The sequence below is a fragment of the Ensifer sp. genome, from assembly GCF_031989085.1.
Lineage (GTDB): Bacteria > Pseudomonadota > Alphaproteobacteria > Rhizobiales > Rhizobiaceae > Ensifer.
The window spans coordinates 1,476,200-1,502,467 of sequence record NZ_DALZXU010000001.1 but is presented as its reverse complement, the minus strand read 5'-3'; the positions used below and the strand labels follow the sequence as shown (position 1 = coordinate 1,502,467).

At 61.6% G+C, this 26,268-nt stretch carries 27 protein-coding genes; 11 read left to right on the top strand and 16 right to left on the bottom strand.

Going from position 1 to position 26,268, the window contains the following annotated elements; translation table 11 throughout:
• Positions 1-4: 4 nt before the first annotated feature.
• The 5 genes from RTP54_RS07340 to RTP54_RS07320 form a co-directional block, all read right to left on the bottom strand.
• Positions 5-1,015, bottom strand: a complete 1,011-nt coding sequence (locus RTP54_RS07340) for an NAD-dependent epimerase/dehydratase family protein (protein ID WP_112809845.1) — start codon at positions 1,013-1,015, stop codon at positions 5-7.
• Positions 1,012-1,452, bottom strand: coding sequence for an EamA family transporter (locus RTP54_RS07335; protein WP_112809846.1), 441 nt, complete (start codon positions 1,450-1,452; stop codon positions 1,012-1,014). The genes RTP54_RS07340 and RTP54_RS07335 overlap by 4 nt, the downstream gene beginning before the upstream one ends.
• A gap of 93 nt (positions 1,453-1,545) precedes the next feature.
• On the bottom strand, positions 1,546-2,868 hold the full coding sequence (locus RTP54_RS07330) for an FAD-binding oxidoreductase (protein WP_312361735.1): 1,323 nt from the start codon (positions 2,866-2,868) through the stop codon (positions 1,546-1,548).
• Positions 2,865-4,307 carry a UbiA family prenyltransferase gene (locus tag RTP54_RS07325; RefSeq protein WP_312361733.1) on the bottom strand — a complete coding sequence of 481 codons (1,443 nt, stop codon included), beginning with the start codon at positions 4,305-4,307 and terminating at the stop codon, positions 2,865-2,867. The genes RTP54_RS07330 and RTP54_RS07325 overlap by 4 nt, the downstream gene beginning before the upstream one ends.
• A 123-nt stretch (positions 4,308-4,430) precedes the next feature.
• Positions 4,431-5,363, bottom strand: a complete 933-nt coding sequence (locus tag RTP54_RS07320; protein WP_312361731.1) for a hypothetical protein — start codon at positions 5,361-5,363, stop codon at positions 4,431-4,433.
• Positions 5,364-5,574: 211 nt separating this feature from the next.
• Here RTP54_RS07320 and parE point away from each other — a divergent pair, with 211 nt between their 5' ends.
• The gene (parE, locus tag RTP54_RS07315; protein WP_312361728.1) at positions 5,575-7,638 is read left to right on the top strand and encodes a DNA topoisomerase IV subunit B; all 2,064 of its coding nucleotides are present in this window, start codon (positions 5,575-5,577) and stop codon (positions 7,636-7,638) included.
• Between the two features lie 76 nt (positions 7,639-7,714).
• On the opposite strand, the gene RTP54_RS07310 is transcribed toward parE, so the two are convergent.
• Positions 7,715-8,122 carry a GNAT family N-acetyltransferase gene (locus tag RTP54_RS07310; protein WP_409517117.1) on the bottom strand — a complete coding sequence of 136 codons (408 nt, stop codon included), beginning with the start codon at positions 8,120-8,122 and terminating at the stop codon, positions 7,715-7,717.
• Positions 8,123-8,423: 301 nt separating this feature from the next.
• On the opposite strand from RTP54_RS07310, the gene RTP54_RS07305 reads away from it, so the two are divergent.
• Positions 8,424-8,840 carry a hypothetical protein gene (locus RTP54_RS07305; protein WP_312361724.1) on the top strand — a complete coding sequence of 139 codons (417 nt, stop codon included), beginning with the start codon at positions 8,424-8,426 and terminating at the stop codon, positions 8,838-8,840.
• A 77-nt stretch (positions 8,841-8,917) separates the two neighbouring features.
• On the opposite strand, the gene RTP54_RS07300 is transcribed toward RTP54_RS07305, so the two are convergent.
• Entirely contained in the window at positions 8,918-10,057 is a 1,140-nt protein-coding gene (locus RTP54_RS07300; protein WP_312361722.1) for a DUF2336 domain-containing protein, read from the bottom strand.
• 73 nt (positions 10,058-10,130) lie between these two features.
• On the opposite strand from RTP54_RS07300, the gene RTP54_RS07295 reads away from it, so the two are divergent.
• Positions 10,131-10,835 carry an aldolase gene (locus tag RTP54_RS07295; RefSeq protein WP_312361720.1) on the top strand — a complete coding sequence of 235 codons (705 nt, stop codon included), beginning with the start codon at positions 10,131-10,133 and terminating at the stop codon, positions 10,833-10,835.
• 16 nt (positions 10,836-10,851) lie between these two features.
• Here RTP54_RS07295 and RTP54_RS07290 read toward each other — a convergent pair whose 3' ends face one another.
• Both RTP54_RS07290 and RTP54_RS07285 read right to left on the bottom strand, forming a co-directional pair.
• A complete protein-coding gene (locus RTP54_RS07290) occupies positions 10,852-11,454 on the bottom strand; it encodes a flavin reductase family protein (RefSeq protein WP_312361718.1) in 603 nt (200 codons plus the stop codon).
• Complete coding sequence (locus RTP54_RS07285; protein WP_112809855.1) at positions 11,454-12,038, bottom strand: nitroreductase; 585 nt, start codon at positions 12,036-12,038, stop codon at positions 11,454-11,456. The genes RTP54_RS07290 and RTP54_RS07285 overlap by 1 nt, the downstream gene beginning before the upstream one ends.
• Positions 12,039-12,137: 99 nt before the next feature.
• Between RTP54_RS07285 and RTP54_RS07280 the strand changes: the two genes are divergently transcribed.
• Positions 12,138-13,142 carry a hypothetical protein gene (locus RTP54_RS07280; RefSeq protein WP_112816739.1) on the top strand — a complete coding sequence of 335 codons (1,005 nt, stop codon included), beginning with the start codon at positions 12,138-12,140 and terminating at the stop codon, positions 13,140-13,142.
• 45 nt (positions 13,143-13,187) lie between these two features.
• Here RTP54_RS07280 and RTP54_RS07275 read toward each other — a convergent pair whose 3' ends face one another.
• The 5 genes from RTP54_RS07275 to RTP54_RS07255 form a co-directional block, all read right to left on the bottom strand.
• Positions 13,188-14,027, bottom strand: a complete 840-nt coding sequence (locus tag RTP54_RS07275; protein ID WP_112816740.1) for a lysophospholipid acyltransferase family protein — start codon at positions 14,025-14,027, stop codon at positions 13,188-13,190.
• A 95-nt stretch (positions 14,028-14,122) separates the two neighbouring features.
• Positions 14,123-16,105: a threonine--tRNA ligase gene (gene thrS, locus RTP54_RS07270; RefSeq protein ID WP_312361713.1), complete on the bottom strand. Its 1,983-nt coding sequence runs from the start codon at positions 16,103-16,105 to the stop codon at positions 14,123-14,125.
• Positions 16,106-16,233: 128 nt separating this feature from the next.
• Positions 16,234-16,773: a DUF1697 domain-containing protein gene (locus tag RTP54_RS07265; RefSeq protein WP_312361711.1), complete on the bottom strand. Its 540-nt coding sequence runs from the start codon at positions 16,771-16,773 to the stop codon at positions 16,234-16,236.
• A 96-nt stretch (positions 16,774-16,869) separates the two neighbouring features.
• Positions 16,870-17,244, bottom strand: a complete 375-nt coding sequence (gene yidD / locus RTP54_RS07260; protein WP_312361709.1) for a membrane protein insertion efficiency factor YidD — start codon at positions 17,242-17,244, stop codon at positions 16,870-16,872.
• Between the two features lie 3 nt (positions 17,245-17,247).
• Positions 17,248-17,694, bottom strand: a complete 447-nt coding sequence (locus tag RTP54_RS07255; RefSeq protein WP_312361708.1) for an iron-sulfur cluster assembly scaffold protein — start codon at positions 17,692-17,694, stop codon at positions 17,248-17,250.
• 342 nt (positions 17,695-18,036) lie between these two features.
• Here RTP54_RS07255 and folE point away from each other — a divergent pair, with 342 nt between their 5' ends.
• The 3 genes from folE (at position 18,037) to RTP54_RS07240 (ending at position 20,504) form a co-directional block, all read left to right on the top strand.
• Positions 18,037-18,654 (top strand): GTP cyclohydrolase I FolE, encoded by a 618-nt coding sequence (folE, locus tag RTP54_RS07250; protein WP_077498381.1) that lies wholly within the window; start codon positions 18,037-18,039, stop codon positions 18,652-18,654.
• 23 nt (positions 18,655-18,677) lie between these two features.
• A complete protein-coding gene (hisI, locus tag RTP54_RS07245) occupies positions 18,678-19,130 on the top strand; it encodes a phosphoribosyl-AMP cyclohydrolase (RefSeq protein ID WP_312361706.1) in 453 nt (150 codons plus the stop codon).
• Between the two features lie 408 nt (positions 19,131-19,538).
• Positions 19,539-20,504 (top strand): patatin-like phospholipase family protein, encoded by a 966-nt coding sequence (locus RTP54_RS07240; protein WP_112809863.1) that lies wholly within the window; start codon positions 19,539-19,541, stop codon positions 20,502-20,504.
• 163 nt (positions 20,505-20,667) lie between these two features.
• Here RTP54_RS07240 and RTP54_RS07235 read toward each other — a convergent pair whose 3' ends face one another.
• Together RTP54_RS07235 and RTP54_RS07230 are read right to left on the bottom strand one after the other, a co-directional pair.
• Positions 20,668-21,096 (bottom strand): CBS domain-containing protein, encoded by a 429-nt coding sequence (locus RTP54_RS07235; protein WP_112809864.1) that lies wholly within the window; start codon positions 21,094-21,096, stop codon positions 20,668-20,670.
• 264 nt (positions 21,097-21,360) lie between these two features.
• Entirely contained in the window at positions 21,361-22,092 is a 732-nt protein-coding gene (locus RTP54_RS07230) for a rhomboid family intramembrane serine protease (protein WP_112809865.1), read from the bottom strand.
• 356 nt (positions 22,093-22,448) lie between these two features.
• Here RTP54_RS07230 and RTP54_RS07225 point away from each other — a divergent pair, with 356 nt between their 5' ends.
• The 4 genes from RTP54_RS07225 to RTP54_RS07210 all read left to right on the top strand — a co-directional run bounded on the left by RTP54_RS07225 (position 22,449) and on the right by RTP54_RS07210 (position 26,161).
• The gene (locus RTP54_RS07225) at positions 22,449-23,045 is read left to right on the top strand and encodes a PAS domain-containing protein (RefSeq protein WP_312361703.1); all 597 of its coding nucleotides are present in this window, start codon (positions 22,449-22,451) and stop codon (positions 23,043-23,045) included.
• A gap of 111 nt (positions 23,046-23,156) precedes the next feature.
• Complete coding sequence (locus RTP54_RS07220; RefSeq protein ID WP_312361702.1) at positions 23,157-23,765, top strand: PilZ domain-containing protein; 609 nt, start codon at positions 23,157-23,159, stop codon at positions 23,763-23,765.
• A gap of 733 nt (positions 23,766-24,498) precedes the next feature.
• Entirely contained in the window at positions 24,499-25,107 is a 609-nt protein-coding gene (locus RTP54_RS07215) for a transglutaminase-like cysteine peptidase (protein ID WP_112809868.1), read from the top strand.
• A gap of 319 nt (positions 25,108-25,426) precedes the next feature.
• Positions 25,427-26,161, top strand: a complete 735-nt coding sequence (locus RTP54_RS07210; RefSeq protein ID WP_312361701.1) for a hypothetical protein — start codon at positions 25,427-25,429, stop codon at positions 26,159-26,161.
• Positions 26,162-26,268 lie beyond the last annotated feature (107 nt).

Genomic DNA, 26,268 nt, shown 5'->3' with positions numbered 1-26,268 from the left:
CCCCTCATTCGGCCGGGATGGCGGCAGCGTGTTGAACGGCCGCGCCGCTCTTCTTGGCCCGATATTCGTTATAGGCGGCGATCAGCATGTCACCGTCGTTGAACTCCGGCCGCCAACCGAGCTCGCGTTTCAGCTTGCCCGTTTCACGAACGCACAGTTCGTCGGCGATCAGATACTGCTCCGGATCCATGATCGGCTTGTTGATCAGATCGAACAGCGCCAGCGTCTGCTTCACCGCAAAGCCCGGTGTCGGCAGCAGGATGGATTTCGATCCGGCGTGCTTGATGAGATTGCCGAGAAGCTCACGCACAGATGGCGGGCTGTCCGAGCCCAGATTATAGGCTTCGTTCGGCACGCCGCCCTTCCAGGCGAGCCGTGCGGCTTCGGCGCAATCGAACACCGAGATGAACTGGTAGGGCACCTTGCCCGAACCGATCATCGGAACCGGCAGGTTCAGGTCGATCAGCTTGAACAGTTTCTCCAGAATACCGAGACGGCCGGGGCCGATGATCAGCCGCGGACGGAAGATCGATATGTTCAGCCCCTCCTTGCGCCATTGCGCCGCGAGCTGCTCGGTCGCCCACTTCGATTTCCCGTATTCGCCGAGCGGCTTTGCCGGGTGGTCTTCCGTCTGCGGCGACTGCACCGTGTGGCCGTAGATCATGTCGGTGGTGAACTGGACGAGGCGCGAGGCGTTCGCCACCCCCATCGCCTTCATGATGTTCTCGGCACCGTAATAATTGACCGGCCAGAAGAAGTCCCACCGCTTCGAGCGGATCTGCAACGGCGACAGCATCTTGGCCGCCATGTTGTAGACCATGTCGTCCGGGCCGATCCCGACCTTCAGGACGTCGCCCATTTGCGTCACGTCGCAATGGACGAAGCGGGCGCGGCCGTAGTGTGGCAGGTCGGACTTGACGATATCGGCGATGACGACGTCCTCGCCGTCCTGAACGAGGCGTTGCGCCAGATGCCGGCCGACGAAACCGTCGCCGCCGAAAATGATATGTCTCATGACTTGCTCCCGAAATCTGCTGTTCTTGCACCAGCCGCTTCGGCCGGCTTTTCGTCGCTATGGGATGACATGCCCGACTGGGCGATCAGAACCGTTCCGACGCAAATGAGCGCGATGCCAGCGATGCGCCAGGCATTGAGGTCCTCGCGAAAGACGAAGTAGGCGAAAACCGCCACCGCCACATAAGCCAGGCTCAGGAACGGATAGGCGAAGGAAAGCTCCACCTTCGACAGCACGTACAAATGTGATGCCATGGAGATGACGAAGGTCACGAGACCGGCGAAAACCCATGGATTAAAAACGATCTGGAACAGGCGGACGATCGCCGTCTCTGCCGTCATCGAGATCGGCCCGAGCGACATCATGCCCTGCTTCAGCATCAACTGCGCCGCAGCATTGGTGGCCACGGTGAAGAGAATGAATGGAATATATTTCATAGTTTTACTCCCAGTCCCGGGAAATGAACTACACGCAAGAGACGCATATTCCGTGAAGTTCGCGCATTTAATTTAATAAAATTGTCTGCATTCTCATTTTGGCAAAGCCAGCGCCGTGCGGCGCCAGAAGTTCGACGTCAGCGCCGGATCGCGCAGCGCCTCAAGCGAACGCCAGGAAGGGAAAGACTTTTCAAAGACTTGTGGGCTCATGCGCGCATCCTTGTAAGGATTGATCGCGCCACCTGCCTCGATAACGATCGCATCGAGACGGTCCAGGAGCTTTACTGTCCGTTCACCTTGATTGGCGAAGTCCAGCGTCAAAGTAAAACCGGGCCTCGGGAACGACAGGATGCCGCGCGAGGCGACGTCGCCGAAGCGCTTCAGGACGGTCAGGAACGATGCATGTCCAGCGCGCCGCGCCGTCTCCATCAGCGTGGCGGTGATCTCCCGCGCATTCTCGGCCGGGTAGACGCTCTGATGCTGAAAGAGCCCTTTAGGACCATACAGCCGGTTCCACGCGCCGATGGCGTCGAGCGGATAGAAATAGGAGGTCCACGGCACCGTCGCGACAGTCTCGCCCGCCTTCTGCCTGCGGTAATAATACTCGTTGAAGGCCTTGAGCGTTGCGAAATTGAGGAGATTGAACGGCGGCGAAAAAGGCACCGTGAGCTTCATGCCCTTGGGCATATCGGGAAATTCACACGAACCGTCCGCATGGTCACCGGCAAGCAAGAGCCCGCGGCCCGTGCGCCGTCCCGTGGCCAACTGGTCGATCCAGGCGACGGAATATTCGTGTTCCTCGTCGAAGCGATCGACCAGACCGAAATATTCCTTGAGATTGTCGAAGCGGATGGCGTGCTGCTGCACATGCGGCGACGGGACCTTCGTCAGGCGAAGACTGACACTCAGGATCAGACCGGTCAGTCCCATGCCGCCGATCGTCGCGGCAAAGAGCTCAGCGTTTTCCTGCGGCGTACAGGTCAGGCGTTCGCCATTGGACCGCAAGAGCGTGAAGCCGGTGACATGATTGCCGAACGTGCCGCGGGCGTGGTGGTTCTTGCCGTGCACATCGTTGGCAAGCGCTCCACCCACGGTAACGAAGGCCGTGCCGGGCGTCACCGGCAGAAAGAAGCGGTGCGGAATGGCGCGCGCGAGAGCGTCGCTGAGCGTCACGCCCGCCTCGCAGGTCATCAAACCGGTGCCGGGATCAAAGGCGAGGATCCGTCCATGCCGACGGTTGTCGATCAGCATGCCGTGGTCGTTGTGGCAACTGTCGCCATAGCTGCGACCGTTGCCAAACGGCAGAAAGGCTCCGGGGTCGATCGCGCCGATGCGATCTTCGTAGTCGTCGGGTGAAATGCCCTGCCTTGGCCGCTGGTCGAGACGGCCCCAGCTTTGGTAGTCTTGCATGTTCATTGCGGCCCTACCGCTCCGATGAGGATAAGCAATGCCCCGACCAGCATCGTCAACTGGCTGCGCCAATCGCGCATGATGAAGACGACGGGATCTTCATGCAACATGCCACGGCGGGCCAGCATCCAGATGCGCAGCAACATGTAGAGCACCAGCGGGCAAAGCGGCCACAATGCCCAGGGGGTCGTATACATCTCCTGAAGCTCCTTGCTGTGCACGTAGAGCGCAAGCACCAGAGCCGAGGTGAAGGCGGAGGCGACGCCTGCCTGCCCGACCATTTCGAAATCGACCGCGAGATAGCCACGACCGGGAACGGCGCCACCGTCCTTGTCCTCGAATTCGTGCAATTCGACGTAGCGCTTCACCAGCGCAAGGCTCAGGAAGAAGAAGATTGCGAATGACACCAGCCAGAACGAAAGCTCGGTGCCCGTTGCGGCCGCACCGGCGACGATGCGTGTCGTGTAAAGGCCGGCGAGCGTGAACACATCGACCAGAAGCTTGCGCTTGAGCACAAACGTGTAGGCCGTCGTGGCGCAGGCATAAAAGGCGAGCACGCCGGCGAAATGCAACGGCAGCATGGTCGTCAGCGAGACCGAGGCGAGGATCAGGCAGATGACGAGGATCAAAGCCGTCGGCACCGACATCTGACCGCTCGCGAGCGGACGGTTGCGCTTCTTGGCGTGGCGCCGGTCGTTGGCGAGATCGGAGAGATCGTTGATGACGTAAACGGCGGAAGCGAGAAAGCTGAAAGCGAAAAACGCCACGATGACGTTGACCAGCGCATCCAGATGCAGGACTTCGTGGTTGAGGATCATCGGCACGCCGATCAGCACGTTCTTGGCCCACTGGTGGACGCGGATCGACTTCAGGGCGGCCAGCGCGCTTACCTTGCCGGTATCGAGCTTCTCGGCATCGTGATTGCGGCGCCATTTTTCCGCCGCCGCATCAGGAGCCACGACGATCGCGCGGCGCGACACCTCGAATACCGCAATGTCATCACCGCTGTTGCCCATATAGTCGAACCGGCCTTTGCCGAACCGTTGCACCAGGGCGTCACGCTTGCGGTCGCTTGTGAGGTTCAGCACATCGGACGAATGCATGACCGACGAAAAAAGACCGACATGGGCTGCAACGTCCATGGCGACGGTGGGCGCAGCGCCGGTGACGAGCACGATATCGCGGCCGCTTGCCTTTTCCGTTGCCAACCGGTCCAGCACGGTCTGACGATACGGCCAGTCTTCGGCCCTTCGCCCGGATCGTGCTGCAACTTCCTGCTTCAGGCGCGCCTTGCCCTGAAACAGCCATATCAGCATCGGGAAGACCATCAACGGATTGCGCAAGAGGACGATTGCAGCGCCTTCCCAAAGCGTATCGGCCGCCAGCAACGTGCCATCCAGGTCGACACACAACGGAATTTGCCGTGTTTCGATGTGCGCATTCATGAAAAATACCCCAGCCCTATTTGTTGGGGATAGTCGCGCCGATCACTTTCAAAGGTGGAAACGAGGCGTGGGATTACACCCGGAAATTGCTGGTCTGGTTAACAAATGCCAAGCGAATGCGCGTTATCGGCTGCCGATCCAGTTCAAGGCGTCGCGCCAATCCGTCATGCGGACCGGCGTTCCATGCGATCCGGTCTCAAAGAGCACGAAGCGGGCCGGATAGCCCTGCCCTTTCAAGGATCTGTAGAGCGCCTCCTGGCTTGTGGCGGGATAGACGCTGTCCCGACTGCCGTGGCTGAAGAACATCGGCAGCCTGGCGGCAAATGCCGCGCTTTTCGCAAAATCGGGATCGCTGGCACCGCCCATGATCATCATGCCGCTCAGAGAAGCGACGGCGTCTGCGTCACGGGAAACGCCCCAGCAGATAAAGCTGCCCATCGAAGCGCAGGCCAACACCACCGGCCGGCCGCCAGAGCGCTCCGCCGCAAGCTTGACGAGCCCGGCGACATCGGCGGCACCCGCCTTATCGAACGTGCGCACGCTCGGCGCGTAATAGACGCCACCATTGGCAACCGCGAAGTTCTTCAGGCGATTGAAGTTGCCGCCGAAGGAAAAATCGTTGGCGCCGAGCCGCCTGTCTCCGCCTCGACCATGGATGAAGATCACGCTGAATGCCGCACCTTGCTCCCGCCCGACACGGGTCACCTCGAGCGGGCGCCCGCCAACGTCGAGCGTCTCGTTGGCTTGCTCGCCCTTGACGCCGAGCGACACGAAGGCACGCTTGACCCGGCGCTCCGGAATTTCGTCCCGCTCGTTGATATCGCGAAGTTCCTGATAGTCGACGACGCGGTGGTCACCGCCATCGCTTTCCTCCAGCACCTTGCCATAGGAAAACAGGTCGTCCTTGTAGGGCTTCAGCTGCTGCGCCTCAGCGCTTGTGATCCCGCCTGCGAGGGTGCCGACGGCCAGGATTGCGGCGACAAGCCGGCGAAAGCAGAAATGAGCTGTGGACACGGACAACGAAGGGCTCCCTGGTTTGGCGCAAAGCCTTGCCATCGGCCCGGTGCCAAAGCAACAGTTGGAGACGGACGCCAGCGCCGAGGCTTTGATTTCTCGGTATTCGGCACCCAATATTCTCGTTTTGTTCGCATAATCGCCGAGAGTCTGGCACAATTCGAGTGATTCGAATGGCGGGGGATGGCGACAAGACCGAGGTCTTGCTATGGCCATGAAAACGACCGCACGACAGGAATGATCTAAACGCCCCATGGACGACAGCAACGACCTCTTCTCCGCAATGCCCGAACAACCGAAGCCCGTGGCGCCGGCCGCTGCGCCCGTGCAGCGCCCTACGGCGGCTCCGCGTGAAGAACCGCGCCCGGCGCCCAAAGGCAGCGACAGTGGCGATTACGACGCGTCGGCGATCGAGGTGCTGGAGGGGCTGGAGCCAGTTCGACGTCGCCCGGGCATGTATATCGGCGGCACCGACGAAAAGGCGCTGCACCATCTCTTTGCCGAAGTCATCGACAACTCGATGGACGAAGCGGTGGCCGGGCACGCCAACTTCATCGAGGTCAATCTCGACGCCGACGGCTATCTGACGGTCACCGACAACGGCCGCGGCATTCCGGTCGAGAACCACCCGAAGTTTCCCGGCAAGTCGACGCTTGAAGTCGTCATGACGATCCTGCACGCCGGCGGCAAGTTCGACGGCAAGGCCTACGAGACCTCAGGCGGTCTGCACGGCGTCGGTGTCTCGGTTGTCAACGCTTTGTCGGATGACCTCGAGGTCGAGGTTGCCAGAAACCGCAAGCTTTACCGGCAGCGCTTTTCGCGCGGCATCCCGCAGGGCGGTCTCGAAGAACTGGGCGACGTGCACAACCGGCGTGGAACCCGCGTCCGCTTTCATCCCGATCCGCAGATCTTCGGTCCGCACGCCCGCTTCGAGCCGGCGCGGTTGTTCCGGATGGCCCGCTCGAAGGCCTATCTGTTCGGCGGCGTCGAAATCCGCTGGTCCTGCGATCCGTCGCTGCTGCAGGAAGGCTCCGAGATCCCCGATCGCGCGGTGTTCCACTTCCCCGGCGGCCTGAAGGATTACCTGGCGGCAACCCTCGGCAAGGAATTTACGGTCACCCGCGAGATCTTTGCCGGCAAGTCGGAGAAGTCGAATGGCCACGGCTCGCTCGAATGGGCGGTCACCTGGTACGGGGGCGACCAGCAGGTCCACTCCTATTGCAATACCATTCCGACACCCGAAGGCGGGACGCATGAAGCTGGCTTCCGCATCGCCCTCACCAAGGGACTGAAGAATTACGCGGAGCTGACGCAGAACAAGCGCGCTGCCATCATCACCACCGATGACGTGATGATTTCGGCCGCGGGCATGCTTTCCGTCTTTATCCGCGAACCGGAATTCGTCGGCCAGACGAAGGACAAGCTGGCGACGGTCGAGGCCCAGCGCATCGTTGAAAACGCCCTGCGCGACCCCTTCGACCACTATCTCGCCGACAACCCGGCCGAGGCTGCAAAGCTGCTCGAATGGGTGATCGAGCGCGCTGACGAGCGCGTCCGCCGCCGCAAGGAAAAGGAAGTCAACCGCAAGACCGCCGTTCGCAAGCTGCGCCTGCCCGGCAAGCTTGCCGATTGCTCCCAGAACACCGCAGAAGGTGCCGAACTTTTCATCGTCGAAGGGGATTCGGCCGGCGGCTCTGCCAAGCAGGCACGCAACCGCGCCAACCAGGCGATCCTGCCATTGCGCGGCAAGATCCTCAACGTCGCCAGCGCAGGACGCGAAAAGCTCGGCGCCAACCAGCAGATCACCGACCTCATCCAGGCCCTTGGCTGCGGCACGCGCAGCAAGTACCGGGAAGAGGACCTGCGCTATGAGCGCATCGTCGTCATGACCGACGCCGACGTCGATGGTGCGCATATCGCCTCGCTGCTGATCACCTTCTTTTACCAGGAGATGCCGGAGCTCATCCGCGGCGGCCATCTCTACCTCGCCGTTCCACCGCTCTATCGCCTGAGCCAGGGCTCAAAGACGCTTTATGCCCGCGATGACGCGCATCGAGAGGAATTGATGCGCACCGAGTTCAACGGTCGCGGCAAGGTGGAAGTCGGTCGGTTCAAGGGTCTCGGCGAGATGCTGCCGGCGCAGCTCAAGGAAACGACGATGGATCCGAAGTTCCGCACACTGCTGAAGGTCGAGATCGACGACGTCGATTTCGAGGGCACCCGCGAAGCCGTCGACAGCCTGATGGGCACCAAGGCGGATGCACGCTTCCGCTTCATTCAGGAACGCGCCGTGTTTGCCGACAACCTCGACATCTGATCCACGAACCATCGCGCCGCCCATTTGCCAGTGACAATCGGGCGGCGGCGATTTTATCTGGAGCGGAATGACGAGGCTAGACGCGCGTGGACAGCGCCTTTTCCATGAACAGGCTCAAGGGATCGGGCTTGTAGCTGCCGAAGGGCGGGCGCTCGACGTATCCAGCACTCCTGTAAAGGCCGATGGCTTCCGGTTGATGAATGCCGGTTTCAAGGCGGATCGCGGTCAGCCGGAGACTTTCGCCGTGCCGCTCGACCGTCTGCAGCAGGCGCTTGCCGACTTTCAGGCCACGGGCTTTCGGATCGACGAACATGCGCTTGATCTCCGCCGTGCCATCGCAGGCCTCGACCAGCGCACAACAACCGGCGACAGCGCCATCGACCCGCGCGACGAAGAAGCACACGGACGGCCGCTCCAGTGTCGATACATCGACCAGATGATTGCTTTCGGCAGGGTAAAGCGAAGCCGCATAGGCATCCGACATCTCCAGCAGACGCAGGATCTCCGGCTGACGTGGTGGTTCTTCGGCAATCGTGACGTCTGGCAATTTATATCCTCTGCTCTCAACCTGCTTGCAAACACGCGCCGACACGCTAGCGTCCGATGCAGCGCCAACCAATACGCCAAATGGCGCAAGGACCAACCCTGCCCCATCAATCCGAGTGACGCAGCGAAACAAATTGTTTCCGCGCGGTTGAGGATGTGCCCTATTTTCGGAAGAATCATGCAGGCATAAGTTGATCTCAACATGCCTACAACCACCATCCAGATGGATAGCCCCGACCATGAAAGCCGCCCTGATCGTCATGACCATTCTTGGCTGTGACCACGATGTCAGCCAATGCCAATATATCTCGACGGTGGATGGGACATGGCCCTCGATCGCGCAGTGCGACACGGATTCGCAACAACAGTTGCCACGCTTCTCGAACGCCAACTACCCGGTGGTCGTTGCGGTCTGCGAGAGTTCCGGCCCGGGTCTTGCCTCTGAGGATGCTCAGCCGGAGGTGGCCGCGCCGCTTGCCCGCCCCGATACGCCTGCGCCGCAAGCAACCGATGCCCAGCCGGGCCTGCCCAAGCGCGCGCTAGAATTCCTGTCCGGTGCCGTGCCCGACCGCGAGAAGCTGAAATCTCTCGTCAGCAAGCCGGTTCACTATATCGAGGATGGTTACTCCTGGGTGGCGCGACGTTTCACGAATTGACGCGACCAGACGAAGCCGGCTCTCATCGGACTTTGGTGCGCGGCTTCAAGACAAGCGCCTTGATCTGCCAGTGTCGGCTATGCCGCCTGGCGCGCGGCCAGTTGAGCGTAGTCGCGGGCTGACTGCCGGTGCTCGGCGAAAGCCAGCCGCTCCAGAATTTCGGCCATGGCGTTGCACGCCGCCGAAGGTGTTCGCTGGTTGCGCAGGCTTTCAAGCAGCGCGGCGCAGACGGAGGCGCGGCAATGTTCGGTGCCCGCCATACCGTCCCTGCGCCACAGCAGCACGGCTTGCCCGAAAGCTTCGCTGACGTCGCGCCCGAGGCCGGCGCTTTCGAACAGGGCACGAATGGAATGGATGCGGCCGCTCGACAGGATGGAGCGGACCCGCTTCTCGGTGACACCGGAGAGATCAACGATGGCGGCCGAGAAGAACTCGGCCCGACCGCTGACAAGTGCGTGCAACAGGAACGCCGGTGTCAGGCGACCGGTTTCGCGCAGGTGCGCGACGAGGCCCGGCAACTCGGCGACAGACAACGCGCCGGCCATGCCGACGGCAGCCACGTCGCAGGCTTCGCGCGTGATGCGCTCGACCCGCGTCGTACCAATCGCCATCTGCACCAGACCGAAGGCTGCAAGAGCGGCCCCCACCTCTTCGACAAGCACATGCCGGGCCTCGCTCGGCAGATCCGGGCGATCAAGCAGGAGATCACGAACGGTAGCGGACGAGCCGAGACGATCGGCCATCCGTTTCAACGACCGACGCGACAGCTGTGCCCCGGCATTCTCGAGCAGGATCAGTACTTCCTCCTCACCCCCGATTTCGGCGATGGCGGCCGAAACCGAGCGGGAGACGAAGGTGCGCGCGGCAATCAGCGCGCGCGTTTCCACGGAACCTCGGGCCGCAAGGTCGACGAGGTCGTCGTCGGTCAGCACCGGCGAGCGGGAGATCACGATATAGGCGACTTCCGGCTGATCCTCGGCAAGACCCAGAATGATGGTGCGCGGGATATCGGAGGATGGGGCGAGCACATCGGCGAGCGCCGAACGCACCTTTGGCGAGGGATCGTCGAGCAGGAAGGTCATCGCCATTTCGGCAGCCTGGCGATCGATACCGCTCATTTGCGCGTCGACATAGGCGCGACCGAGAGCACGGGCAGCGCGCGCGCGGTCGCCCGTTCTCGCGGTTTCCACCCAGCGAAGAAATGCTTGTATGATCACCGACGCCCCACTAGACACCCAAAGCCACCTGATGTTCGAAGCCTAGCTGGCAAAGGTTTAAGATTGGTTCACCATGTCCGTTAACCGCTTCAAAACCAAGAAGCCGCTGCTTTCGCTCAGGCCCGGCGCACTGCTGCCGACGTCAGTCGGGTTCGGTGCATTCGGTGGCATCGTCGTCGACTTCGGCTCCAACAACGCCGCGCTGACAGCGCTGGTAACAGCAACGCGCGGCGCCTGCCGTGTCTTCGCACGCATTGCTTCGATCGATCGGGTGACGGAGGGAGACCTGGCGCAGCTGCTCGACCGACATATCGACGGCGTCATGCTTGGAGAATGCCGCGGCCGGGTCGACGTGCAGAGGCTCGACGTGATGTTGCGTGTTGCGGAGGCGAGCGCCGGCATTCGCCGGCAACACATTGCCATCCTTGCCGAATATGGCACGACGCCCGAAAGCGTTCTGTCGCCCCACTCACTGGACGAATGCTCCTTGCGTCTCGAAGGCCTCGTTTTCGATGGCAACGCCCTGGCAACGGCATTGGGCTGCGCGTCACCGAACACACGGCTGGACGTCACCCAGCCCGCATCGATCGTCGCCGGACGCGCGGCGGCCATTCTTCGTGCCCGTGAAGCCAGTCTTGACTGTTACGAAACGTTGCCGCAGGCGGCCTTGACGGAAAATGCTGTCCGGATCGCCATGGCGGCCAGTCGAGCCAACGGATTTTCATCCGTGGTCTGCCACATGCCGCAACAGGCCGCATGGCTGGACGCAGACGACTGATACGACCGCCAGCGTTTCAGCGCGACGGCCGCACCATCTGGAACACATCGCCGCCGTCGCAATAATCCATGTAGCCAAGGCGGGCGAGCGGGCGCACCGTCGCCATGTCGAAGCGACCATCGCGGATTGCCTCGTCGCGAATGTGAATGCCGACCACCTGGCCGATGACGACGTAGTTGTCCGAAGGCTCGCCATCGAGCGCCTTCGGCTGGAACATCTCGGTCATCCGGCACTCGAGTGCCGCATAGGCCTCGCCGACGAACGGCGCCCTGATCAGCGTACCATCGACAGGCGTCAATCCGGCGATCTGAAACTCGCTCTCGCCATGGGGGGCGGCAATCGAGGTCTTGTTGATCGCCTCCCTCAGATTGAGGCTTGCGAAACTGGCGGTGAACTCGCCGGTTGCCTCGATGTTGCGCACCGAATCCTTGTAGCCGCTCGATGAGAACATCACGAGCTTCGGGCGATCGCTGATTGCATTGAAAAAGGAATAGGGCGCGACATTCAGCGAGCCATCGAGCGCGCGGGTGCCAATCCAGCCGATCGGCCGCGGCGAGACTATGGCCTTGAACGGATCATGCGGCAGACCATGCCTGTTTGCGGCCGTGTCGTAGAACATCAGGCGTCTTCTCCGACCCAGGTGACGATCTCGGCCAGTTCCGGGCGCGGACGCTCCGTGGGCGGAACCATGGCAGTGCCGATGTGGATGAAGCCCGCGATCTTTTCACCCGGCTCGACGCCGAGCAGCGGATAGGCCGCCTCGTCGAAGGCGTACCATTCGGTCAGCCAATTCGAGGCGTAGCCGAGCGCGTTGGCCGCCATCAGCAGATTGAGGCAGACGGCGCCGGCGGACATCTGCTGCTCCCATTCCGGGATCTTGAAATGCGGGGCCGCCTTGCTGACCACTGCAACGACCACGGGCGCGCGCGACAGCCGCGTTTCCTCGACCTTGATCATTTCGTCAGACAGGTCCGGCTTTTTGGCCAGCGCCATCGTCTTCAGTTCGCCGCTGATGCGGGCGCGTTCCTCGCCGCGGTAAACGATGAAACGCCAGGGCGCGAGCTTGCCGTGATCCGGCACGCGCGAGGCGAGCGTCAGCATTTCCTCGACTTCGGCCTTGCCGGGGCCCGGCTCGCCCATCTGGAATGCGGGGATGGACCGGCGGGAGGCCAGATAGTCAACGAGCTTTATTTCGGTTTTCATATTGGGTGAATTCCACTATTTTGCCGCCGACCGGCAGCCACGAAAATGCCATACCGGCGTCTCAAGTGGAGTCACCCAGTCAGGAAGTCAACTGCTCTCATGCGCACCTGCCCTCGTATTTTCATCAGAACCGGTTTGGCGGTCGCACTCGCAAGCATCACCGCCGGCAGCGTGCTGGCGCAGGATGCCACCGAAGCCTTCGAGAGTTTTCCGTCGATCTCCGGAACCCGCAAGATGCCGAAGCTGACCGGCTTCAGTCCGCTGACCACCGACCCGACGCAGGGCGGTACGCTGAAGGACGTGAAGCTGGAAGCCCTTCTGACCGGCAAGGGCCAACCGGTCGAGGCGGGGCTTACCTGGCGGGTATTCAGCCCTATTCCGGGCAGCGACGGCAAGCTGCCGCTGCTGGCGACATCTGAAGGCGGATCGACCGCGTTCAGCCTGGTGCCGGGAGAATACTTCGTCAACGTCGCCTTCGGCCGCGCCGCCGCAACGCGCAAGATCCGCATCCCCGAGGACGGCGTCCTCGACAAGCAGGTGCTTGTGCTCGATGCCGGCGGCATGAAGCTGAACGCGGTTTCCGGCAGCGATGTCCGTATCCCGCCCGGCGAACTCAGCTTCTCGATCTATTCGTCCGAGACACAGAGCGACGGCGAGCGGGCGCTGATTGCCGCCGATGTAAAACCAAGCACCGTGCTGCGCCTCGGCGCCGGCACCTACCATGTCAGCTCGAACTACGGCACCACCAATGCAGTGATTACCGCCGACATCCAGGTGGAAGCCGGCAAGCTGACCGAAGCGACGATCCAGCACAAGGCCGCGAAACTGACACTGAAGCTGGTCTCCGAGGCCGGCGGTGAAGCCATCGCCGACACCGGCTGGTCGATCCTCACCTCCGCCGGCGACATCGTCGACCAGGAAGAAGGCGCGTTTCCGACACTCGTTCTTCTCGAAGGCAACTATACGGCCGTGGCGCGAAACAAGAACAAGATCTACCAGCGCGACTTCACGGTGAAGGCCGGCGTCAACACCGATATCGAAGTGCTGCTGACCAATGGCGGTGCAGCCGCAAGCCCAGACGCGGCAGCGGAAGCCCAGGACTGATACGGCAATCGGGAGCTGCCCCGGCGACAGGAGCCTGACGCGACGTCAACCAGCGCGTTTCAGAAAACGCCGGCGGGGCGGCGCCATCGAAAACACGGCCTCATAGATACGGCCGAGCAGATCCTTGCGGTCCGCGTGCGCGCGAAGCTCGTCCCAGCTCAGAACATGGCCGATGCGCGCCGCGATCGTGGTCCCTGACAGCCTGCGGAACTCGCGGATCAGCAGCGAGATCCGAAGTGTCAGCGACACCTTGCTGGCCAGATGGAATATGCGGCCGTTCTGCCCCTCGAAAAAGATCGGGATGACGCTGGCGCGTGCGGCCTGGATCAGCTTGGCCGGGAAGATCTTCCAGGGCAGATCCTCGGCCCTGCCCCATACCGAGCGCGCCGTTGCCACGCCGCCGGCGGGAAAGATCACGATCGTCACGCCCTCCTTCAGCAGACGCAAAGCCTCATGGCGCGTCGCCATGTTGAGCGCCAGCGCTTCCTTCGTTTCCTCGAACGACACCGGCAGCGAATAGGGCGCCATCTCCGGCACCTTCAACAGCTCGTTGTTGATCAACACCCGAAAGGGCCGGCCGAGCTGCTCGGCGAGCGCGAGAACGGCGATACCGTCGCCAATACCGAAGGGATGATTTGCGACGATGACCAGAGGCGTGTCCGGCAAGTTGCGCGGCGGCCATTCACCCTGGAGCCTGAGGCGCACGTCGATCAGCTGCAGCATCTCGCCGAAGATCCGGTCGCTCTTGCCGACGATGTCGGTTCTCCAGCGCGCATAGAGCTTGGCGTATCGGTTGCGACCCGCCAAGCCCTCCATGGAGCGGATGAACCAGCGCTTCAGGCGCCGGTCGTTTTCATTAGCGTAGGACAGCTCTTTGAACTGCACGGAAGTCTCCGATGGATGGCCTCCAGCGAGGCGCTCAGGTATCCGGATAATCCGCTAATATGACAGTTTACTGACAGAGCGAAGGTCCCGGGGTGTTAACCCCGGGCTTTCTTTTCGGCCTTGCGCTGAAGATCGGGCGCGGTCGCCTCGGCCGAGAGCGATGCAATCGCCTCATCGAGCGACATGGCCGTCTGGGCCTGCGAGCCGAGACGGCGGATGTTGACCGACCGCTCTTCCGCTTCGCGCTTGCCGCAAACGACGATGACCGGAACCTTGGTCACCGAATGCTCGCGGACCTTGTAGTTGATCTTCTCGTTGCGGAAGTCGGTCTCGACCGTCAACCCGGCGTCACGCAGCAGCTCGGCGACCTCGCGACCGTAGTCGTCGGCTTCCGAGGTAATCGTCGCAACGACCACCTGCAACGGCGAGATCCACAGCGGCATGTGGCCGGCGAAGTTCTCGATGAGAATGCCGAGGAAGCGTTCCATCGAGCCGCAGATCGCGCGGTGGATCATCACCGGCTGACGCTTTTCCGAATCCTTGTCGATGTAGAATGCGCCAAAGCGTTCCGGCAGGTTGAAATCGACCTGCGTCGTGCCGCACTGCCATTCGCGACCGATGGCGTCCTTCAGCGTGTACTCGAACTTCGGGCCGTAGAAGGCGCCTTCGCCCGGCAGGATGCCGGTCTTGATGCGGCCCTCGGACTGCGCCTCGATCGTCTTCAGCACGTCGGTCATGACGCTTTCGGCACGATCCCACAGCTCGTCGGAACCGACGCGCTTTTCAGGACGGGTCGACAGCTTGACTACAACTTCCTTGAAGCCGAAGTCCTCGTAGACCGACAGGATCAGATCGTTGATACGCAGGCACTCGGCCGCCATCTGCTCATCGGTGCAGAAGACGTGCGCGTCGTCCTGGGTGAAACCGCGCACGCGCATCAGCCCGTGCAATGCGCCAGACGGCTCGTAGCGATGGACGTTGCCGAACTCCGCCAGCCGCACCGGCAGCTCGCGATAGGACTTCAGGCCGTGCTTGAAGATCTGGATATGACCCGGGCAGTTCATCGGCTTCAGCGCGAAGACGCGCTCGTCGTCGGTGTCATCGCCCGCGACCGTGACCTTGAACATGTTGTCGCGGTACCAGCCCCAGTGGCCGGAGGTTTCCCAGAGCGACTTGTCGAGCACCTGCGGCGCGTTCACTTCCTGGTAGGTGTTGGCAAGTCGACGGCGCATATAGGCCGTCAGCGTCTGGAACAGACGCCAACCCTTGCCATGCCAGAAGACGACACCCGGACCTTCCTCCTGGAAGTGGAAGAGGTCCATCTCGCGGCCGAGGCGACGGTGGTCGCGCTTTTCCGCTTCGGCCAGGATGTGCAAGTACTGGTCGAGTTCTTCCTGCGTATGCCAGGCCGTTCCATAGATGCGCGTCAGCATCGGGTTGTTGCTGTCGCCGCGCCAGTAGGCCCCGGCAACCTTCATCAGCTTGAAGGCCGTGCCGATCTGGCCGGTGGACGCCAGATGCGGGCCGCGGCAGAGGTCGAACCAGTCGCCCTGGTAGTAGATCTTCAGATCCTGGCCTTCCGGGATCGCATCGACGAGCTCGACCTTGTAGGCCTCGCCCTTGTCGGCGAACACCTGGCGTGCTTTTTCGCGCGACCAGACTTCCCGGGTAAACGGCTTGTTGCGCGCAATGATCTCCTTCATCCGCTTCTCGATCAGCGGCAGATCGTCGGGCGTGAACGGCTCGTTCTTGGCGAAGTCGTAATAGAAGCCATTGTCGATCACCGGGCCGATGGTCACCTGCGTACCGGGCCACAGCTCCTGCACCGCTTCGGCCATCACGTGTGCCGCATCGTGGCGGATCAGCTCAAGCGAGCGCTTGTCGTCGCGCGTGACGATCTCGATGCGGCCGTCGGCGATCTTGTCGGACAGGTCGCGCAGCTCGCCGTCGAGCGCAATGGCGACGGCCTTCTTGGCCAGCGACTTCGAAATCGACTCGGCGACGTCGCGCCCGGTCGTGCCCGGGGCATATTCGCGGACGGAGCCATCAGGAAATGTAAGGGAAACGGGATTCGACATCATGATCTCCTATCCAGTCCCGCCAACGAATGCGGGTGGTATGGTGTGGTATGATTGACCGGCTTGGGCCGGCTATTTGACGCAGGCCTGATAGAGGTTTTTCGAGGCGGAGTAAAGGCAAGCGCCAATCAGGTGCCGAGCATCGCGGCAAGGCCTTTCACCGTGTTCCAGTTGCGGAACGTGCCGACCCCGAGGCGTTTTTTCGTCAACGCGCCGAGCAATTTCGATTCGCTTGCCTGGCCGGTGAAGTGAACCCAGAGATCGCCATCAACCACCGCCAGCCGCTCGCCGGCGGTGCAATAGCGATCGAAGTCGGCAGGCACCGTCGCGGGCAGCGGCTCGCGCATTACGCGGACATGGACGCGAGCGCCGTCCTCCTCGCCTTCCGCCTGAAACGGATTGGCCACAGCCAATCGCTGCCAGTCGGCGCCGGGGCGCACGATGATGTCGACATGACGGCCGAAGGTTTCGGCAAATGCCGTCTCGAGCGCCAGCTCAAGGTCCCCGACCGTGGCTTTGCCCGTATCGAACAGGAGGTTGCCGGTCGCAACAAGCGTGCGAGGCGAACGGTGGCCGAGGCGCTCGGCCATGCCCCTGAGGTCACTCATGACCACCCGACGCCCCTTGCCGAGCACGATGCTGTAGAGCAGGGCGACATAGGTGTTCATGTCAACGATTTCCGCCGATCTGGGTGTTGCTGCGTAAAGCACCGGAAACTGGCGAGAGCCGCAGACGGCAATTCGCCGTCGGCATCTTCATTGCGCTCATCCGTCCTTTCGCCTTGGTTGCCAGTAGCGCCAGGGCGCGAACCAGCGTTGCCTGGCGTCACGATGTTCCGGCACCGGGTCGAAGCCATGGGTGCCGCCCGGCCCGCAACGCGCAACGCGAAAAAGGGTCATCCAGCCGCCGGCCCAAAGACCGTGACGTGCGACAGCCTCATAGCCATACTCCGAGCAGGTCGGCAGATGCCGGCAGGCGTTGCCGATCAAGCTGGACAGCGTCAATTGATAGGCGCGGATGAGGGCCATGCCGAAGAGCCGCCCGGGCGTCTTGGCGAACGGGCCGGACCAATTACGGCCCCTGTTGACGTGCGCCGGGCCGGTCGCTGCCGAATGCTCGCAATGCGGATCCCGGCACATGGCTCAGACGGCCGCCGCCAGTCGTCTGGCCTCGACCTGGCCGATCGCATCGACAACGGCATCGAAGGTGAGCATGGTAGAAGCGTGGCGGGCGCGATAGTCCTTCACCGGCTTCAAGAACCGCATGTCCTCGAAACGGCCCGCGGGGCCTTCGCCGTCGGCTTTCAGCATCGCCAGCATCTCGTCGCGGGCCTGGCGAATTTCCGCGGCATGGGCGCCGACGACATGGCGCGCCATGATCGAGGACGATGCCTGCCCAAGGGCGCACGCCTTGACGTCATGGGCAAAGTCAGTGACCACGTCGCCGTCCATCTTCAGCCAGATCCGCACCTTGGATCCGCAGAGCTTCGAATGCGCCACGGCTTCCGCGTCGGCATTCTCGAGCGTCCCGATGCACGGAATATTGCCGGCGAAGTCGAGAATTCTGTTGTTGTAGATGTCATCCATCATGTGACGCGATCCGGCTCATTTTTCGCGGTTTTGGGTGATCGGCGCATGATTTTCTCCTGTAGACAGGAAAAAAGCACGACGCAGTCTCCTCCGCCTCTTTCATCTCTATGGCACCATACTATATGCTATGTCGTGTTGGGGCGACAGTTCCGCAAGAGGATCAAATGTCGCCTGTTGTTTGGGAAACCGTGCCGGACGGTCCATTGCACTGCTAAGCAAGGACCAGAAAGCCCCGGAGCCCGCCGACGGAACCCAAGCCTGCAGGGTTAGGCGAATGGCCAGTGGCGAGTTGTCCGAAAGATAAAACGTCAAGCAATCCCCGTATTGCGCAAAGAGGCCATTATGGACGCCATAGTGAAGAATTTCCCCGTGCTCGACAATGCGAGCGACCGACCGACGCAGAAGGAAGCCGAGGACGCAGTGCGCGTGCTCTTGCGCTGGGCCGGTGACGATCCGAGCCGCGAAGGCCTGCTGGACACGCCAGCGCGTGTCGCCAAGTCCTACCGCGAGCTTTTCAGCGGCTATGATCTTGCAGCCGAGGACGTTCTCGGCCGGACCTTCGAGGAGGTTGCCGGCTACGACGACATGGTGCTGGTCAAGGACATTCCGTTCTACTCCCATTGCGAACACCATATGGTGCCGATCATCGGCAAGGCCCATGTCGCCTATCTGCCGAACGGCCGTGTCCTTGGTCTTTCGAAGATCGCTCGCGTCGTCGACATCTACGGCCGCCGGCTGCAGACCCAGGAATCGATGACGGCGCAGATCGCCCGTTCGATCGACGAAACGCTGGCGCCACGCGGCGTCGCGGTCATGATCGAGGCGGAGCATATGTGCATGGCGATGCGCGGCGTTCAGAAGCAAGGCTCGACAACGCTGACCACCACATTTACGGGTACGTTCCAGACGGAACCGGCCGAGCAGGCCCGTTTCATGACCATGCTCAGGGGCTTCAAGTAAGGCTCCGACCAACGGAGCCTTCGATGACGCTGACCTTCGAGACCCCCTCCTCCAAAAAGGCCGAGCTGGAAAACGGTCCGGCCTTCACGCCCCGCTTCGATGAAAAGGGCCTGATCACCGCCGTCGTCACCGATGCGCGCGACGGCGAACTGCTGATGGTCGCGCACATGAACGCCGAAGCGCTGGCGCTGACAATCGAAACCGGGGTCGCCCACTATTACAGCCGCTCGCGCAAGAGCCTCTGGAAGAAGGGCGAAAGCTCCGGCAACCTGCAGACAGTCCAGGAAATGCGCACCGATTGCGACCAGGATGCGATCTGGCTGAAGGTGTCGGTCGCGGGCCACGATGCGACCTGCCACACCGGCCGCCGCTCCTGCTTCTATCGCACCGTCGGCACGAACGACGGCCGCGCGACGGTGACGATCACCGACGATCACAGGCATTTCGACCCCACCGAGGTCTACGACAAAAATTAAGCATTGCGCGCCTTTTTGGAGCGGGTGCATACTGCATTTATGTTTTGGTAACCCCGTGAGCGCCTAATCCTACGCAAAGGATACAGTTTCCACGGGGAACGGCCACAGGCCGAGCAGTGTTGCAAACTGTAGCGAATGTTTATCGACCCTGTCGCGCGCAAGCGCCGGGATCGATGGTAATCTGAAGAACGGTGCCAGTCTTTCAGCGATGACAAGGACAAGGCCGGCACCAGCGCCGGCTTGGCGGGTTTTCCTCCAGACATGAGCGCTCAAAAATTTATTGCGTGGTTCCAGGATCGAATCTGGTCTTCGGAAGTTTGAGTCAATGCATGGAGCGCCAGGACGCCCTTCGCGCAGACTGAAGGTCGTGTTGCGCTGCCAGGTATTCGGCGGTGTTGGAGGTGCCGGATGTTGAACTGGACTTTTACGCGTAGCAGCCAGATTGCCGACCTGACCGATCCCGGTGGGCCCTCACTCTCGACACCGCCAGTTGAACCCGCCGTACCGCCCCGGCCGCCGAAGATCGCCATCGCCCTTGGCGGCGGCGCTGCGCGCGGTTGGGCCCATATCGGCGTGCTCAGAGCGCTCGACGAGGAAGGGATCGAAGTCGGGATGATTGCCGGCACGTCGATCGGGGCGCTGGTCGGCGGCTGCTATCTCGCTGGCAAGCTCGACGAGCTCGAAGCCTTCGCCCGCTCGCTGACGGTACGGCGCATCGCCGGCCTGCTGGATTTTGCCATCGGCGGCGGCGGCCTGTTCGGCGGTCTGCGCCTGACCAAGCGCATGCAGGAACATCTCCAGGGCCTCAGCATCGAGGGCCTTGACCGGCCGTTTGTTGCCGTTGCAACCGAAGTCCATAGCGGTCACGAAGTCTGGCTGGAAAAGGGCTCGCTGATCACCGCCATTCGTGCATCCTACGCCCTTCCCGGCATCTTCGAGCCGATCAAGGCCAATGGCCGAACATTGATGGACGGCGCATTGGTCAATCCCGTTCCGGTTTCGGTCTGCCGCGCCCACGAGCAGCAGCTCGTCGTTGCCGTCAATCTCAACTACGATCTTTATGGCCGCTCGGCCGTGGTCAAGCACAGTGCCGGCATCGAGAGCCAGGATACGCCACCCATCAACGAACCAACGCGCCACTCGTCGCGCATGGGCATGACCAGCGTCATGGTTCAGGCCTTCAACATCATTCAGGATCGCATCTCGCGGGCACGCCTTGCCGGAGATCCTCCGGATCTGGCGCTCCACCCGAAACTCAACGATATCGGGCTGTCGGAATTCCACCGTGCCGGCGAGGCGATTGATCGCGGCTATCAGGAAGCGAAAGCAAGGCTGGTGGAAATCCGCCGGATGCAGGAAGTGCTGGTGCGCTGATCGCCGGTTCGAGGCGAGGTTTTCCGCAACCTGCCTCGTGCTCCTGGACCAGTCACGCGGCCGCCGGCCGGTCGATCGCGCTGGGCGACATGCGGCGCTTGCCGCGCCTTTCCGCATTCGCGCTGTCGGCGTATCAAAAAAGGGCGGAGCACCGCCCTCTCCCCTAGCCTGCGATATAGGCCTTGATGTGCTCGGCCTCTTGCTCCATGGCGCGAATGTGATGCTTGATCACGTCGCCGATCGAGATGATGCCGACCAGGTGTCCGTTGGTTTCGACCGGGAGATGACGGGCGCGCAACTTGCTCATCATTTCCATCAGCGTATCGACGGACATATCCTCCGTGCAGCAATAGACGTTTTGCCACATGACGGCCGAGACGGGTTTGTCCAGACAGGCTGCGCCGTGTTTTGCGATTGCGGCGACGATGTCGCGCTCGGTCAGGATGCCGGCAATATGATCATCCGCAGCAAGGATGATGACCGCGCCGATATGGTTGTCACGCAGAAGGACCGCAGCCTCTTGAACCGTCATGCGCGGGCCGACGGTCACGACATTGCGGCCCTTTTCATTGAGTATCGCTTTTACTGACATGCGTACTTCTCCCCGTTGCGGCGACGCCGGGTCGGCGGAGACGATTCCAGCCTGTCGTGTGCGGCACAGTCGGGCGGCGGAACCCATACCCCTTCCGATGCCTGAATACCGCGGCGCCGCTCCTCAGCGACACCACCAGCCTTCAGGCACCCGGCCTTCACGGACCGCGTCGTCATCGAACGAAAGCGGCCGTTTCAAATGGTGCGCCAGCGCCCCGGGGAAATCAAGCACCCTGACGCCAATGGCAACAGGATCGATGCGCTATCAGTCCCTCGGATCGAACATCGCGAACAGGAGGAAGCCGAAGATGAAACCGCCGATATGCGCTTCCCAGGCGACACTGCCTGCCGCACCCGCCGTGAACATGCCGAAGCCGACAAGAAAATTCGTCAGGAACCAGATGCCGCTGAAGACGACGACGGAGCGGTTGGAGAGCGCCTCGGTGACGGAAAGCCGCCGGTTGAGATGGGCAAACTGCCGACTGATGCGCCCGCTCGGCGAAAACACGAAACGCGCCGCGGCGCCCATGAAGCCCGAAACGACGCCTGATGCGCCGACGACGACAATCATCTCGCCCCAGTGAAAAACGGTGTGCAGCGCTACGGCCGCTGCCGCCGAAAGCGCCCAGAAGACAGCCAGCCGCGCCATGCCGATGCGACGGACCACCGGCGCGCCGAAGGCAACCATCCAGAAGATATTGAAGATCAGGTGTTCCCAGCTGCCGTGCAGGAACGAATAGGTGACCGGGCTCCAGAGCCAGGCGAGGCTCTGTTCGGCCAGCGGATGATCGTAGCGTGCCGGCAGGAAGGCGAAATTCAGGATGATTTCCTGATCGAGACTGTCGGAAAAGACGTAGGTGCGCAGCGCATGGATAGCGACGAGAAACAGCAGGATGCATGTCAATCCGGCCGGCAGGTTGAATGCCGGCTCACGCATGCGAGGGGCCGCGCCTTCCCGCTCCGCCTCCGGTGGCGTCGCTGCCTGATCTCTTTCCATGGTTGCTGCTCTCTTCCGTCCGCTTATCCGTTTCGATCCGACCCGGTGGGCCGGCAAATTGCTCATAGCCGGACAGCGCGCCCAGCCATAAGCAAACAAAAAAAGACCGTCCAGTAAAAACTGAACGGCCGGTGAGCCCTCAATACACCGAGCTCAAGTTCTGTGCCGAAGGCAAACCTTCGTGAAGTGATGACCGATCTAGTGCCAGCCCGGTGCAGCCGACGCAATCGAAACCCTTTGTTAACCTTAATTTTCGGGTGGCACGGAATTCGCTCCGTCAACGGAACAACCGGACTGAGCGGCAGGATCTGTGTCGGATCGACACAAATGGCCGCAGAAATGGAATGTAGGACACCATGCGCAGCAACACATCGATGCAGTTGTTCCAGTACTGGAACTTCATTCGCGGCGAACGCGAGCTCCCGTGCCGCAGCGAGATCGAACCATCGGCCCTTCGCACCCTGCTTCCCGAGCTCTTCATCCTGGAGCGCGACCACTTCGGCGGCATAAAATTCCGCCTTGCCGGCACCCATGTCTGCGCACTGTTCGATTGCGATTTGCGCGGCGAACAGTTTGCCACGCTCTGGTTCGGAACGCAGGCTGGCCGATTGCTGCAGATCGGCCGGCAGGTGATGACGCAACACGTGCCCGTGATGCTGTCCGCCACCGGGAGGACGGAGGACGGCAGAGATATCGAGACCGAGCTTCTCATGCTTCCCCTCGCCTCCAGCGAAGGCCGCAGCGACCGGATCCTCGGCGCGCTCGCACCTCTGTCGCGGCCCTATTGGCTCCACGCCACCGCCGTCAGCGGACTGGATGTCACAGGCCTGCGCGTGCTCGACCCGGACCGGACCGCCGTCTTCCTGAATGAACCAGTCATGGACGAGACAATTTCGCCGGAAATCCGGCGGGTGCAGCACCTTCGGGTGTTCGAGGGAGGCAGGGACGCCTGACATGGCGTGCCGGCGAGCGGCTCGACCCTAGCACCAACCGCAGGGCGAACATTCTATTAACCGGAACACACTATGCTTTCGCGTGCCAAGTTACGTCGATGCAGAGTGATCATGTTCTCGTTTCAACAAGCGCAAAATACCGGGCCGAAGCCACACCAAGAAGGCGCATTCCAGCGCGTTTCGGTGAACCTCACCGGGCGACTGATGCTTGCCAACCACGAAGAGTATGACTGCACCGCCGTCGACATGTCGCCGGGCGACGTTCTTCTGTCGTCGCCGGCTCGCCCGCGTGCGGGCGAGCGCATCATCGCCTATATCGATCACGTCGGTCGTCTCGAAGGTACTGTGGCCCGCCTTTCCGAGAACGCCTTCGTCATCCAGTTGAACGCAACGGAACGCAAGCGCGAGAAGCTGGCGGCACAGTTGACCTGGATCGCCAACAAGCACGAACTCGGCCTGCCGGAAGACCGCCGCCACGATCGTCTCGCACCGCGCAAGACTTTGACCGAGCTGACGCTCGATACTGGCGCAAAGTACCCCTGCCGCATCATCGACCTTTCGATGTCTGGTGCCGCCGTCGACATTGAAAATCGTCCGCCGATCGGCACGTACATCCGCCTCGGCAACATGAAGGGCAAGATCGTCCGCCATTTTCAGGAAGGCGTCGCCATCGAGTTCTCGGGCGTCCAGTCCCGCGAAGCTCTGACGGAATTTCTCTAAAAGCCTTGCCAGGAAAAGCGCCAAGCGGCACCCCGCCAGGAAATGCGCAAACACAGCGACATGAAGCGTTTCTGTCTTTTCGTCTGAATCGATAGCACCCTCAGCGACCACTGTCGGCACTTCGACCGCATTGCGACCAGAATACCCAGGCGCCGTCAGCGCGGCCACCCTCTTGCAAATTCCGAGACCCGGCAACACGCGACATGCCCTTCCCTGCGCACAGAGCCCCTCAAGCTCGACGCTATCGACGATCGGACTGAAGCACCCTCCAGTTTTGCCGCCAGTTTGCACACCCCCTGCTCCATTTCAGGACAGCCGGCGCGTCGATGCAAATTTTCTGGAACAACTTTTTCAAATATTTTTTCGCCTCATTCTCGCTCTTCGCGTTGATTTCGCTTCCTGATCAAGCATCGCGACGAATATAGGGCGGGATTTTTTGACCGCCGGGCGCCCGTCATCATGGCCGCGCACCTGCGCTCCGGCACACCCGCCGCGCAACGCTCCTGCGAAAAAATCCGTCAACACAAGCGGTTGGTTGCTTAACAGATTTCACCCGCCCGATCGGTCTCCCGGGAAATTCAATAAAATTTGAATCAAATTCAATTCAAATACATCTAAAAGTCTATTCTTATTTTATTCTTATACGTCCCGTATTTGTACTTTGTTTTACCTCGCATATTCGCGAGCGATAAAAATGTCCGTGCCATTGTCAAACCACAACGGGGAGACAATCATGCTCAAGACAATCACCAAGATGATCGCTGTCGCCGCAGTTTTCACCGGCAGCCTGATCACAACTGCCCAGGCCCTTCCGGCGAACATGACCGTAACCGGCTCAACCAATCCGCCGATCGGCCATTATGAATTCTGCAAGATCAATCCGAGCGAGTGCCGCTCGAACGGCGCCGATCGCGGCCCGATGGTCCTGACACGCGAGGGCTGGCAGAAAATTCTCGAGGTCAACTTCGACGTCAATCAGGCGGTAACGCCGATGACCGACATGGAAATCCACGGCGTCGAAGAAAAATGGTCCTACCCTGATAACGTCGGCGACTGCGAGGACTACGTGCTCCTGAAGCGCCGCAAGCTCATCGAGAGCGGCTTTTCCGCCTCCGACCTGTTGATCACCGTCGTACTTCAGCCGAACGGCGACGGCCACGCGGTACTGACTGTGCGCACAGATCGCGGCGACTTCATTCTCGACAACATGCGCAACAAGGTGCTGCTGTGGTCTGACACCGAATACACCTATCTGAAGCGCCAATCGACCGAACATGCCGGCCGCTGGGTCAAGCTGCAGGATGGCCGCACCGTCGCCGTCGGCAGCGTCCGGACGCAGTAACCCGCGCAAACGGTGGCGCGCCCGGGTGATTGCCCGCGCCACTTGCATCTTTCCGGGCTTCGGTCAGTTCCATCCCCGTTTCAGACCAGGCCCTGGCCGGTTCCGTTGTCCCTCGGAGCCGGCCTTTTTCGTTGTCGTCCGCTCTCCTCGCCGGCATAAGGCTCGCCCGGCGGCAGGGACGCGACGATTTCATCTAAAATTAACCATCTTCGACCAGCGTCGAGACTGTAATTCTTGCCAGCACGCAATTGGCGCTTCCGGCCGGCGAAGTGCCTGAACCACGAGAGGTCGCGCGCACGCCGCGACGGGACGCCCATCGATGAGCACCTCTTCCAACGGGAATTCGGAGCCGGAGTACAGCCCACTTCTTTCAGGACGCTTCGTCACAAGAATTGCCGCGGCCGTGGTCCTGCTCGCCGCCATCACCGCGGCTCTGTCCCTGTCAGGCCGGTGGTTCGGCGAAAAGCTCGCCCTCGCCGGCCATACGTCGAGCCTGACGGTCTACGACATCTTCGTCGGCCAGGATCACCTGCGCCTTCCTGCCAACGTCATCCGCTTCGAAAACCAGCGGGCGACATCGATCTCAGAACGGGTCGATCTCTACCTGACCTGGCCGGCACTCGAAGGCTATAGCGACGACAACAGGCACTTCTTCAACGACGTCAGCCGCCCCGAAGGCCTGATCTTTCTGCAGATCTCCCAGAGCACGATGTCGCGCGACATGTCCGGTCGCCTCGACCCCATCTACACTCAGGTCTTTGACGGCTCGGCAAGCGTGGGTGCCGACGGCCTGACACGCCATGGCGTCAAGGCGACATCGAGCTATGCCGGAGAAATCTTTCTGACGGCGGAACGCGACGGAGAGCCACCCTATGTCGTGCGGTGCCTGGCGCAGGCCAGCAACGAAGTCTCCACAAGTGCGGATTGCCAGCGCGACGTTCACGCCGGGAAGGACCTGGTCGTGCTCTACCGTTTCTCGCGCAATCTGCTGCCGCAGTGGCGCGAAATCGACAATGCTGTGCAAGTCTTCGTGAAAAGCCGCCTCGTGCCCTGATTTCGTCCAAGTGGTGTGGTGCTGGCGTGTCCGCCGCATCGTTTTGCTGCACCGGTGTCGTCTTTGTACAAATGCGTCCGATCCCGGAAACCAATCATTCATCATAA